The following is a 12,402-nucleotide window of genomic DNA, read 5'->3' on the forward strand; positions in this document are numbered from 1 at the left end:
GTAGGGGGCCCTCTGCCCGCAGCGAATCGATTGCAGCAAAAACCGGCTATCGTGGACAGCCTCGCCGTAACTCAGTCTAAAATCAGAGTCAACCAGTCAGCGGATGCAATATCCGGGCTAAAGGCTAGACACCAACGTGCGCTGGTGTGCAGGCTTTAGCCGCCCGGTGTCGCTGCGGAGCAGCGAGTGGGAATCGCCTCAAGGCTAGACACCAACGTGCGCTGGTGTGCTGGCTTTAGCCGCCCGGTGTCGCTGCGGAGCAGCGAGTGGGAGCGCCTAAAGGCTGGACACCAACGGTTGCTGAATCACTAATTGGTCAAGTACCTGACCCCTTTTCCGCTCGTCAAAGTTGACGAAGCACTAGAGTCCCAGCACCTTTCGATAAACATCCGCCGTGCGACTGGCCATCGCAACGTCTGAGAAATCTTCGGCGTGACGCTCGATCGCGGCGGCGGACATCTGTTGCCAGTCGTGGACGCCCGAGATCAGCTCCTCGATTTTCTCAGCCAGACTTTCCGCGTCGCCCGGCTCGGCGAGCAAGCCTTGGGCACCGTCGGTCAACGCTTCGGGCGTTCCTTCGACCCGCGTGGCGATGACGGGAAGACCAGCGGCCATGGATTCGAGCACCACCATCGGCAACCCTTCTCCGTACAGACTCGGCAACACCATCGCGTCCAACTTGGCCAGTTCGCCCGGTACGTTGCGTGTAAAACCGACGCGCTCGACCAGTCCCGTGATCTGCAGTTTTGCGATCAGGTCTTCGATCGATTCCTTGTAGGCGTCGGTTTCGAAGGGTCCGATGATCCGTAATCGAACGTCGTGTTGGTCACGCAGTTTTGCGATCGCTTCCAAGGCAATCTCCAGTCCCTTTCGCGGTCGCATCAACGCGACCATGCCGAGCACCCAGCGTCCGCCGACGACCGGGGTAGCCGATCGCGGTGGGCAGATCGCCGGCACGCCGTTGTGCACCACGGTGACATCTTCTTCGTGACAACCGCGGCGAATGCAATCCAATCGCAAACTTTCCGAAACGGTGATCAGGTGGCTGCATCCCCGCAGCGACAGTTTTTCGACTGCGGCATTGGCATGATTCGTCAACGGCTTGGACGAATCACGAGCCGTGGGACTGTGAACGTGATAGACCCACGGCAGCCCGGTCAGACGGGACGCCAGCGACGCGATCATCGCCGTTCGCGGCGTGTGTGCGTGCAGCAAATCGTACCCGTTCTCTCGGACCAGTCGGCGGACCCGCCAAGCGGCTCGGACGTCCAGCCGGTTTTTCATGTCCGCACGGAAACAGCGGCCCCACGCTCCGCCGTGTTCGACCAGCGTTTTGGCAAACTTCCCCGGTTTCACGCACGCGAAATCGGCATCGACGGCGAATCCGGGCAAGCAGCGGCCCAGGTGGGACTGAACCCGTTCGGCCCCCGCGAAATGTTCTCCGTTGACGATGTGCAACACGCGAACGGATGATGTCGCCGCGCGGCCCCCCACCAGACTCGAATCCTGCTCCGCCGGACCAGAGGCCTGCGGATGGATGACGATCGGAGTCGTGGGGAGTGGTCCGGTCGAGCTTGATCGGCCGAGATTTCCAGCTTGCATGATGGCGTTGGGGGTAAAAGAACGGGCTCCAATGACCTGTCTTCAACAAGCTGCGTCGCGATTCCACCCTGCCGCGATCAATTCGGCCGGCCGCGTGCGAACAGACACCCAGGTGGCAGGTCGAGGGATAGGATTTGCGGATTGAACCGGTTAGTCGGGATGCCGAATCGTCCGCCTCGCCTCTGGGGAAAACGGCCGGATTCGGCTACAGTACGCGTTTCCCTGAACAGCCCTTCCTCCCCAGACCAGCCCAGAAACCTTGAAAGCCTCCATCGTTCTTTTGCCCGGCGACGGCATCGGTCCCGAAATCACGCAGCAAGCCAAACGTGTTCTCGAAACGATTGGTGAGATTTTCGGTCACGAATTCACTTTCCAATCGCATTTGATCGGCGGGATCGCGATCGACGAAACCGGTGACCCGCTACCAGAGGCGACCGTTCAGGCCTGTCGAAATGCCAATGCGATCCTGTTAGGCGCCGTCGGCGGTCCCAAGTGGGATGACCCGTCGGCCAAGACGCGTCCGGAAGCCGGACTGTTGAAGATCCGCAAGGAACTCGGACTGTTCGCCAACCTGAGACCGATCAAGTTGTTCGATCAATTGATCGACGCCTCGCCGCTGCGTCGCGAAATCATCGAGGGCACCGACATCCTGTTCTTTCGTGAGCTGACCGGCGGAATTTATTTCGGCGAATCCAGTCGCAGCGGATCCGGTAAAGATGAAACCGCCAGCCAGGCGATGGTCTACAGCGTCGGTGAAGTCGAGCGCATCGTTCGGCTGGCCGCTCAAGCCGCCAAGGGACGCGACAACCGATTGACCAGCGTCGACAAGGCGAACGTGTTGGAGCCGAGCCGGCTGTGGCGTCAAACCGCTGCACGCGTGATGGCCGAAGAGTTCCCCGAAGTCGAATACGACGTCGTGCTGGTCGATGCGATGGCGATGCACCTGATCAATCGCCCGTCGGATTTCGACGTCGTCGTCACCGGCAACATGTTCGGTGACATCTTGACCGACGAAGCGTCGATGTTGCCCGGTTCGTTGGGCATGCTGCCGAGTGCCTCGCTGGGCAGTGACGGTCCCGGATTGTATGAACCGATCCATGGTTCGGCGCCTGACATTGCGGGCAAGGGGATCGCCAATCCGCTGGCGACCATTTTGGCTGCGGCAATGTTGCTGCGTCATTCGTTGAACGCGGATGCCGAAGCGGTTGCGATCGAGACGGCTGTCGGCGACGTGTTGGCCGCCGGCCTGCGAACCGCCGACATCGCTCGGGGCGGCCCGTCGGTCTCCACCGAAGCGATGGGTGACGCGGTCGTCAATCAACTCAAGCAGTGATGGGTTTGCAATGACTCTGTAGCCGGACGTTCTGGCAACGCCGGCTACCCATTGCCATGCACCGGGAACCCTGATGAACGACACACTAATTCAACCAGAAATCGGGATGCTTGCGAGCACCGTCTGGTTGTCCACGCGGGCAATGATTCTCGTTGCGGTGATCCTGTCCGCGCTGGGCATCGCCTCGTTGGTCGGTTTTCTGTTGTCACGTCGCGAAACGATGGGCGTCGAATCGGCCATCGTCCGACGGTACAACCAAAAGCTCCGTGTCTGGTGGCTGATGACGGCGATCTTCGTGTTCGGCTTCTTACTGCAGCGAATCGGTGTCGTCATCCTGTTCGGGTTCGTGTCGTTTTGGGCGCTGCGAGAATTCATCACGATGACGCCGACGCGGCGCGGAGACCACCGCACGTTGTTCTGGGTGTTCTTTGTGTTCACGCCGCTGCAGTACATCTTGATCGCCCTGGGAAGCCATCCCCCCAGCTTCGTTCCCCAGAACGACTACTACGGCTTGTACAGCATCATGATCCCGGTGTACGCCAGCCTGTTCATTCCGGCCCGTGCCGCGATCGCCGGTGACTACAAGCGGTTTCTCGAACGGAGTGCGAAAATCCAAGCCGGATTGCTGATTTGCGTGTACGCGCTCAGCTACGCTCCGGCGCTGCTGGATCTGGATCTGGTTCGAACCGGCGGCGAGCCGTGGCACGGCAGCAACGTCAGCGTGTTGATCTTTCTGGTCGTGATCGCGCAGTTGGCTGCCGTGCTCGAACGCGGCTGGACCAAGCTGGCCGGGCGGCATGTCATTGCGGAAAAGATCAACGGTTCACGAACCTGGGAAGGCGTGCTGGGATCGATGGTGACCACCGGGCTGATCGCCGCGGCGCTCTCCTGGGCGACTCCGTTTTACCCCTGGGAAGCCGGTGTCCTGGCGGCCGTCGTCACCACCATGGCCTGCGGCGGCGCGATGACGATGAGCGCCATCAAACGCGACCGTGGCGTCACCGATACGGGAACGCTGGTCCAAGGTCACGCCGGCGTGCTCGATCAAATCGACAATATCTGTTTCGCCGCACCGGTCTTTTATCACCTGACTCGCTACTTCTTTTCAGCCTAATGACGCTGCGACTGTTCGACACCCACGCGCACCTGAACGTCGATGCCTTTGCCGAAGGTTTGGACGAGACCGTCAGCCGCGCGCGCGACGCCGGTGTGGAAGCGATCATGGTGATCGGGATCGATGTCGCAACCAGTCGCCGCGCCTGTGACCTGGCAGCCGAATACCCGGGATTCCTGTACGCCGCTGTCGGAATCCAACCAAACTCCGCCGCCGAAGCAGATGTCGGCGATTTCGCGATCATTGAAGAGTTGGCCGGATACCCCGGTGTCCGCGCGATCGGTGAAACCGGACTGGACTGCTACTGGGACGACACGCCGATCGAATTACAGCACGTGTATTTTGATCGACACATGCAACTCTGTCGCGACACTTCGCTGCCGATGGTCATCCACATGCGCGACAGCGGTGATTTGATCGTCGAACAATTGAAACGGCAAAGCTCGGTGCCGCCGGGGATCATGCATTCGTTCACCGGCGATTGGGAGTGTGCCAAAACGTGCTTGGATCTCGGGCTGCACATCAGCTTTGCCGGGATGGTGACCTTCAAAAAGAGCGACGACCTGAGAGACGTCGCCCGACAAGTTCCCGCAGACCGATTGCTGGTCGAAACCGATTCGCCGTACCTGAGCCCCGAACCCCTGCGAGGCAAACGGCCGAACGAACCGGCGCGGGTCGAACACACGCTCCGCTGCTTGGCCAAGCTTCGTGGCGTTTCGGCCGAATCGCTGGCTGAAACAACGACCGAAAACGCAAGACGTTTGTTTCAACTGCCGTAGCGAGACAGCGAACAAGTGGGATCGGCTTCCAGCTTGTCAATCCTTCGCTGCGTCGATCAAGTCGTCGGCGACAGGAATCGAAGATGATGGGCCGCGTGGGCGCTATGAACACGCTCGAGCATCTTTGCATCAAGCCGACCAAAGCCCGGATGGGGATAGAATGCACCCTTGTGGGCTTTCAATCGGCCAACGCTCTCGCAAAAGAGCGAGACTTCTTCGGCATCGTCAACCTCAGCCGCCGGGACAAAGATCCTGGACGTTTTGATCCCGACAGGAGAGTCATCGGCAAGGATCTTCGGCAACAAAAGTCGCCTGACCAGGGGACGAAGTGGCGCAAACAATGACATCCAAAACGGATAGCCGTCCAGACTCGGGTCTTGCACCACGCGCAGGTGCTGGCAAATCTGCCCCAGCGTCCAGTTGCCGTGACGCTGGTATCCGCTTGCGAGTAAACGCTGTGCGTCGTCCACTGCCTCATCAAGCGTGCGGAAACGAAGTTGACGCAGCGCTGCAGTACCTTGTTGGTTCGGTGAAAACGCTGGACGGGAAGCGGAGCGTGTCATCAGGGCATCTGGGCATCAGCGGTGGACGGCGGCAACGCCGGTTTCTCATCAACGGCACAGGCTGAGAACGTGAGAGGGGGCAAACAACATGAGACACTCGCGTCTTGTGTTAAAATTCTGCTGCAATGAAGACGTTCGTGAAACGATGCCTCAGGATCTCAGCGCGATGGAATTGGACCAACTTCGATACTTTTTGCAAGTCGCCGCGGACGGCAATTTCACCCGTGCGGCGGAACATTTGGGTATCTCCCAGCCAGCGCTGAGTCGATCGATCGGACGGCTGGAAGAGGAGATCGGGCAGCCGGTGCTTCAGCGGCAATCCAAATGTGTCTCGCTGACCGATGCCGGCAAGTTGTTGCAGGGTCGCGCCAAAGAAGTGCTGTCCATCTTGGAGGACACGCTCGCGGAGATCGTCGACGATGGGCAAGTCGGCCGCATTCGAGTGGGGGCCATCCCGACGATCGCGCCGTTTTTCCTGCCCGGACTGCTGCGCCGTTTTGCCGAAGACTATCCCCAAGCCACGCTGGTCGTCCAAGAAGCAACCACCGATGAATTGTTGAAAGCATGCGCCGACGGCGTCATCGATGTGGCGATTCTTGCGTTGCCGATTCAAGCCAAGTACCTGGAGATCGAGGAACTGTTTGAGGAGGAGTTGCTGTTGGTGTTGCCGCCAAATCACCCACTCGTTTCAAAACAATCGATCGAGCTATCGGACATCGATCAGATCCCCTTCGTCTTGCTCGGGGAAGCTCATTGTCTCTCCGACAACATTGTCTCGTTCTGCCGCAAACAATCCTTTCACCCGGTCTCGGTAGAACGCACCAGCCAGATGGCGACGGTCCAAGAACTCGTCTCGTTGGATCACGGCATCTCGATGATCCCGATGATGGCCCGGCGATTGGATCAATCCGAACGTCGCGTCTACCGCTCCCTCAACGGCGCCAGGCCGACACGCACGATCGTCGCCGTGTGGAATCCCTATCGCTTTCAAAGCCGTCTGATGGAAGCCTTCCGCAACACGGTACGGGCCTACGCAGGAACGATTGAACAGGTGACGGGAACGCCGTAACGGATCGATACGAATCGATACGCGAATCCCGATCCGTTGGTCGTGCTTTTGCGGACAATATCACCGATGATGTGATCGACCGATGTGTTCGTGCCGCATCGTCGCGAGATTTGCCGGTCGTTTTGGCCGGCCGCCCCATCGTTCACTTCTTGATCGCCAACTGAAACTTGAGACCGGATCGAATGTTGCTGCAACGTCCCGATGTTCTTGCTGTCTTCCTTGCCGCCGTGGTGATGTTCGGGACGAATCCCGCTCGGGCTGCGGATGCCGCGTCGAACGCAAGCGGCCCCATCGGCATGAACGTCGCGGACTTCACGCTGGACAATTGCTACGGCAAGTCTGTTTCGTTGAGCCATTTTGATGACCGCCAAGCGATCGCGATCGTCTTTCTCGGGACGGAGTGTCCGCTCGCCAAATTGTATGGCCCTCGGCTGACGGACATTCAAAGGCGTTACGCCGATCGCGGAGTCCAAGTGATTGGGATCAATTCCAACACGCAAGACAGCATGACCGAACTGGCAGCTTACGTGCATCGCCACGCGATCGGTTTCCCGATGTTGAAAGACCCGGGCAACGTCGTCGCCGATGCGTTGGGCGCCACGAGGACACCGGAGGTGTTTTTGATTGATCGTGAACGCACCGTTCGCTACCACGGTCGCATCGACGATCAATATGGCGTCGGATACTCGCGTGAGCGTGAAGCCGAGCCGGAGTTGACTCGGGCGATCGATCAGTTGTTGGCCGGTCAGCCGATCAGCGAGCCGTCGACCGAGCCGGTCGGTTGCCACATCGGGCGTGTGAAACCGATCGAGGCGACGGGCGAGGTGACCTATGCCAAGCACATCGCGCCGATTTTCAATGCCCATTGCGTCAGTTGCCATCGAGACGGCGAGATCGCTCCCTTCACATTAAACAGCTACGACGATGTGCTGGGCTGGGAAGATACGATCCTGGAAGTCATCGCCGACAATCGCATGCCGCCATGGTCGGCCAATCCGGCACATGGAACCTTTGCCAACGATCCCCGATTGAGCGAGCGGGAACGCGAATTGATTGAAACCTGGGTCGACAACGGGATGCCCGAAGGCGATGCCCGTGATCTGCCCACCCCGCCCGTATTTGTCGCCGGATGGCAGATCGGCCGGCCGGACGAAGTCATCACGATGCGGGACCAAGCGTTTCGGGTTCCCGCCGAGGGAATCGTCGACTACCAGCGATTTGTCGTCGATCCCGGCTGGGACGAGGACAAGTACATCGTCGCAGCGGAAGCACGCCCGGACAAACGAAGCGTCGTGCATCACATTTTGGTGTACGTGATTCCCGAAGGCGAACGACGCCAGGATGTTCGTCAAGTCGTCGCCGGATACGCGCCGGGCAGTCCGCCGATGCAGCTCAAAGACGGCGTCGCACTCCACGTCAAAGCCGGCAGCAAGTTGCTGTTCGAAATGCACTACACGCCCAACGGAACCGAGCAGGAAGATCTCAGTTACCTGGGCGTCAAATTCACCGCCAAGCCAAATGTTCGAAAGCTGTTGCGGGGCCGGCTAGCGATCAACACCAAGTTTGAGATTCCGGCCGGTGAAGCCGATCACGTCGTCTCGGCGACCTACCACGCCCGCACCGAAGAAAACCTGATCAGCATGTCTCCCCACATGCACTTGCGCGGCAAATCGTTTCGTTACGTTGCCCATTTCCCCGACAACACCACAAAAGTGTTGCTCGATGTGCCGAACTACGACTTCAATTGGCAGCTGAAGTATGTGCTCGCCGAGCCGCTGCGCATTCCACGCGATACTCGGATCGAATGCACGGCCGTGTTCGACAACAGCGAATCCAACCTGACCAATCCCGATCCGACCCAACCGGTCCGCTGGGGGGATCAGAGTTTTGAAGAAATGATGATCGGGTTCATGGACACCGTCCCGATCAACGACGAATTTTAAGCTATTGAGCAGGGTCGTACGATTCCGCCTCAGCTCAATTTCCAGTAGTGGACGAGGCGACGAGTCCCCAGTAGTGGACGAGGCGACGAGTCCCCAGTAGTGGACGAGGCGACGAGTCCCCAGTAGTGGACGAGGCGACGAGTCCCCAGTAGTGGACGAGGCGACGAGTCCCCAGTACTGGGCGTATTGGCGGAGGACTCGTCGCCTCGTCCACTACCGCCTACGCGAAACGCAAGGTGAAACGGAGCTGCAGTGGTCCGTCGGCAATTTTGACGCCACCGGCGACTCTCGCCGACAGACTGGTTAGAATCTCAGCTGTTCTGTCCGTTTCTCTCGGTGGGTTGCCATGAAAACGTTTGTTTCGCTCGTTCTGCTGCTGTTGACCTCTCATGCCGTCCTTGCCGACGACCGGCCCAACATCGTCTTTTTCTTCACCGATGACCAGACGACCAGCACGCTGGGGTGCTATGGCAACGATGTCATCCAGACGCCGAACATCGACGCCCTGGCGGCTCGTGGAACGCGGTTCGAAAACATGTTCGTCAGCCATTCGATCTGTTGGGTCAGCCGGACCACCATTCTGAGCGGGCTGACCGGCCGCAGCTATGGCTCACCGAGCAATCCCGAACAGGCACGGGCCGAAGCAGTCAACACGCTGTACTCGGACATCTTGCGGGAGCGTGGTTATCGAACCGGATACTTCGGCAAATGGCATGCGAAAATGCCCAGCGGCTACAAGCGGGAAGACCACTTCGACGAGTTCGAAGCGATCGGCCGCAACCCGTTCTACAAGAAACAACCCGACGGAAGCTTGCGGCACGAAACCGAAGTGATCGTCGACCGAGGCGTCGAGTTCATCAAATCGCAGCCGAAGGACAAACCGTTTGCTCTGAACATGTGGTTCAACGCCTGTCACGCCGAAGACGGTGATCGCCGCCCCGGGATCGGTCACTTTCCGTGGCCACGCGCCGTCGATGGGATGTATGACGACATCGACATCGCCCCGCCGCGTTTGAATGCTCCCGAAATCTTTGAAGCCCTGCCCGACTTCCTCAAAACGACCATCAATCGCGAACGTTTTTTCTGGCGTTGGAACACCGATCAAAAGTACCAAACCAACATTCGCGCGTACTATCGAATGGTCAGTGGGATCGACAACGCGATCGGCCGGTTCCTGTCCGAACTGGAAAAAGCCGGCTTGGCGGAAAACACGATCATCGTTTATTCGGCGGACAACGGCTATCACATGGGTAACCGCGGATTGGCCGGAAAATGGTCGCACTACGAAGAGTCGCTACGTGTGCCGCTGATCATCACCGACCCGCGCGTCGATCAAGCTCAGAAAGGCAAGGTGACCGACGCGATCGCTTTGAACCTGGACTTGCCCGCCACGTTTGTCGATTGGTCCGGCGGAGAGGTTCCCGAGCGATACCAGGGACACAGCTTGAAACCGATTGTTTCCGGTGACAAACCGTCCGATTGGCGAACCGAATCGTTTCACGAACATTTTGCCGTCCGCACACGCATCCCGGCGTTTGAAGGCATCCGCAACGAACGTTTTAAATACGTCCGCTACTTTGATCACGGCAACCGCGAGTTCCTGCATGATTTGAAGCAGGACCCTGACGAGTTGGTGAATTTGGCCGATGATCCCGCCCACGCCGAAACGCTCGCTGCGATGCGTGAGCGGACGGACCAACGAGTGAAAGAACTTGGCGGTCCGATCGACCCGTTGAACGCCCCCTTCACCCCGTCAACGGTGCCGCATCCCGAGGCATCCGCTGCCGTTTCGTTCCGACCAGGGAAAGACGGTTTTGTCAATTTGCTCAATGGCCGAAACTTGAACGGTTGGGCAGGCGATTCGAAATACTGGTCGATGCGTGACGGGGCGTTGACCGGCGTGACCGACGGCTCGCTGAAGATGAATCGCTTCATCACCTGGACGGGTTCGACGATCCGCAACTTTGACTTGCGCGTCAAAGTCAAAGTGTCGCCCGGTGGAAACAGCGGGCTGCAGTACCGAGGCACCTCACGCCCCGATCTGGGGCTGGACGTGGTCACCGGTTACCAGTGTGACGTCGTTGCCGACAACCCGAACTACAACGGCATGTTGTACGAAGAGAAAGGGCGACGCATCCTTTCACACACCGGTGAGAAAGTGATCATCGACCCGCAGGGACAGCCCTGGATCGTCGGCAAGATGCCGGTCAAAGAGTTTCCCGCCGATCAGTGGCATGAATACCGGGTCCTGGTCGAAGGCAATCACCACCGGCATTGGATCGATGGCCACATGACCGCGGACCTGATCGACTTGGATGAAAACGGACGATCGCTCGAAGGCGTGCTTGCCGTTCAAGTTCACGTCGGTCCGGCGATGACGATCCAGTACAAGGATTTCAAGATCAAGCACCTGCCGGATGATCTACCGCTGATCCAACCGTCCGAGGCCGTCATCCCCAGCGGTGCCGTCGGCGTGCGTCCACAAGGGCGTTTGCCGAAAGATTGGAAACCGCCGGTTTACGGACAATAGTGGTCCGAGCATCGTGCTTGTCGGTCCGGCTGACGCCTCGCAAGCTACAAGCCTGCGACTCGGGTAGTGGCGTGATTTCCGATGGTGTCGATTGCAGGCCCCGAATTCTGCGTGGCGTCAGTTTTTGACACGCTCGGACAACAATGCTCGCGAGCGGTTCGCTATCATCGGTGATGGCTTTTCAGACACCTTTTCAAGAACCCAGCCATGCCGAATGTCCTAGTCGTGGACGACAGTGCCACCCAGATCGCGATGATCACCTCGGTCTTGCAGCAGCAAGGATTGACGGTGCGGACCGCGGGCAACGGCTTGGAGGCGTTGGCCGCGTTGCGGGAGCACGCACCGGACCTGGTCGTCACGGACATGCAGATGCCCGAGATGAACGGTGTCGAGCTGATTCGCGCGATGCGGACGGAATGCTCGCTTGTCCCTGCCGTCTTGGTGACGGCGTTCGGCAACGAGGATCTGGCCGCCGAGGCACTCGGTGTGGGCGCCGCCAACTACATTTCCAAGGACCACGTCGGAATCCTGCTGCCTGATATCGTTAACCGAATCACGGCCTTTGCCCAAGCGAATGCTCAATCGCTTTACTTGAAGGGAGCGTTGACGCGGACCCGGTTCGATTTTGTTCTCGATTGCTCGATCGAGCGAGTCACGCCGCTGGTCAGCCTGGTCGTTCGGTTGCTGGCCGCGATGAACGTCTTGCACACCAGCGACCGAATTCGAATCGCCGAAGCGCTCGACTATTTGATCGTGCACTCCATCATTCACGGCAATTTCGAGCAACCCGTCCGCTCCACGCCGATGTCGATCGACGACGCGCGGGCGTTGGTGGCAGAGAAACTCGATGACGAATCATCGAGGTCGATGACCGATCGGATTGTCACGGTGCAATTGGAAGTGACGGATGGGGAAGCGAGATTGGTGGTCGTTCATGAAGGTTCCGGCCAGTCGATCCATCACGCCCCGATGCCGGGGACCCCACAAAGTTTTTCGGACGAACGTGGACGCGGCATGCTGCTGCTGACCAGTGTGATGGATGAAGTCTTCATCGATTCGGCGTCGCGGAAAGTGACTCTGGTCAAGTACATCTCACGCTGAAGATCAGCCGGCAGCGGAATCGCCGTCCAGACCGGCATCGATGGCATCGCTCCACCCCAACCGCTGGACGTCCCGGCGATCGGCCCAGCGACTCGCCGTCCACAGTCCCCCGTGACAGACAGGGCATTCCGGATTTTGGGCATCCACGTAGTGGTGTTCCGTTTGGACATCGGGATCCATCCAAACCGCTTCGCATTCGTCACACATCACAAAACCGCGGTCGGGCAGCGGCTGGGTAGGATCGTCTCCGGTGCAGATCCGAACGCCGCACAACCCGCCGTCACAGATGGGGCAAATCGCGACCGATCGAATCGGCCCTGGATTCAGAGGCGGCCGGGCGCTGTCTTGATCGTGGTCCTGGTTCATCG

11 protein-coding genes are annotated in these 12,402 nt (G+C 59.2%); 7 read left to right on the forward strand and 4 right to left on the reverse strand.

Annotated features, from left to right (window positions below; translation table 11 throughout):
• Window positions 1-360: 360 nt before the first annotated feature.
• Window positions 361-1,602, reverse strand: coding sequence for a glycosyltransferase family 4 protein (locus tag TBK1r_RS09120; protein ID WP_145209143.1), 1,242 nt, complete (start codon window positions 1,600-1,602; stop codon window positions 361-363).
• Between the two features lie 259 nt (window positions 1,603-1,861).
• Here TBK1r_RS09120 and leuB point away from each other — a divergent pair, with 259 nt between their 5' ends.
• From leuB to TBK1r_RS09135, 3 genes are all read left to right on the forward strand, one after another.
• A complete protein-coding gene (gene leuB / locus TBK1r_RS09125) occupies window positions 1,862-2,935 on the forward strand; it encodes a 3-isopropylmalate dehydrogenase (protein WP_145209146.1) in 1,074 nt (357 codons plus the stop codon).
• Between the two features lie 73 nt (window positions 2,936-3,008).
• A complete protein-coding gene (locus tag TBK1r_RS09130; RefSeq protein ID WP_372899159.1) occupies window positions 3,009-4,049 on the forward strand; it encodes a phosphatidate cytidylyltransferase in 1,041 nt (346 codons plus the stop codon).
• Window positions 4,049-4,828 (forward strand): TatD family hydrolase, encoded by a 780-nt coding sequence (locus TBK1r_RS09135; RefSeq protein WP_145209149.1) that lies wholly within the window; start codon window positions 4,049-4,051, stop codon window positions 4,826-4,828. The genes TBK1r_RS09130 and TBK1r_RS09135 overlap by 1 nt, the downstream gene beginning before the upstream one ends.
• A gap of 56 nt (window positions 4,829-4,884) precedes the next feature.
• On the opposite strand, the gene TBK1r_RS09140 is transcribed toward TBK1r_RS09135, so the two are convergent.
• Entirely contained in the window at window positions 4,885-5,391 is a 507-nt protein-coding gene (locus TBK1r_RS09140; protein ID WP_145209152.1) for a DUF1569 domain-containing protein, read from the reverse strand.
• A 166-nt stretch (window positions 5,392-5,557) separates the two neighbouring features.
• Here TBK1r_RS09140 and TBK1r_RS09145 point away from each other — a divergent pair, with 166 nt between their 5' ends.
• A complete protein-coding gene (locus tag TBK1r_RS09145) occupies window positions 5,558-6,460 on the forward strand; it encodes a LysR family transcriptional regulator (protein WP_145222341.1) in 903 nt (300 codons plus the stop codon).
• Here TBK1r_RS09145 and TBK1r_RS38435 read toward each other — a convergent pair.
• Complete coding sequence (locus tag TBK1r_RS38435) at window positions 6,421-6,816, reverse strand: hypothetical protein (RefSeq protein WP_419581158.1); 396 nt, start codon at window positions 6,814-6,816, stop codon at window positions 6,421-6,423. The genes TBK1r_RS09145 and TBK1r_RS38435 overlap by 40 nt on opposite strands.
• Here TBK1r_RS38435 and TBK1r_RS09150 point away from each other — a divergent pair.
• From TBK1r_RS09150 to TBK1r_RS09160, 3 genes are all read left to right on the forward strand, one after another.
• Window positions 6,808-8,403 carry a redoxin domain-containing protein gene (locus TBK1r_RS09150; RefSeq protein WP_419581159.1) on the forward strand — a complete coding sequence of 532 codons (1,596 nt, stop codon included), beginning with the start codon at window positions 6,808-6,810 and terminating at the stop codon, window positions 8,401-8,403. The two genes, TBK1r_RS38435 and TBK1r_RS09150, sit on opposite strands and share 9 nt — an antisense overlap.
• Window positions 8,404-8,749: 346 nt before the next feature.
• Window positions 8,750-10,933: a sulfatase-like hydrolase/transferase gene (locus tag TBK1r_RS09155; protein ID WP_145209158.1), complete on the forward strand. Its 2,184-nt coding sequence runs from the start codon at window positions 8,750-8,752 to the stop codon at window positions 10,931-10,933.
• Window positions 10,934-11,140: 207 nt separating this feature from the next.
• Window positions 11,141-12,034 carry a response regulator gene (locus TBK1r_RS09160; RefSeq protein ID WP_145209161.1) on the forward strand — a complete coding sequence of 298 codons (894 nt, stop codon included), beginning with the start codon at window positions 11,141-11,143 and terminating at the stop codon, window positions 12,032-12,034.
• A gap of 3 nt (window positions 12,035-12,037) precedes the next feature.
• Here TBK1r_RS09160 and TBK1r_RS09165 read toward each other — a convergent pair whose 3' ends face one another.
• A complete protein-coding gene (locus tag TBK1r_RS09165) occupies window positions 12,038-12,400 on the reverse strand; it encodes a hypothetical protein (RefSeq protein WP_145209164.1) in 363 nt (120 codons plus the stop codon).
• Between the last annotated feature and the right edge of the window lie 2 nt (window positions 12,401-12,402).

Origin of the sequence: Stieleria magnilauensis (assembly GCA_007753675.1) — a bacterium.
GTDB classification, from domain to species: Bacteria; Planctomycetota; Planctomycetia; order Pirellulales; family Pirellulaceae; genus Stieleria; species Stieleria magnilauensis.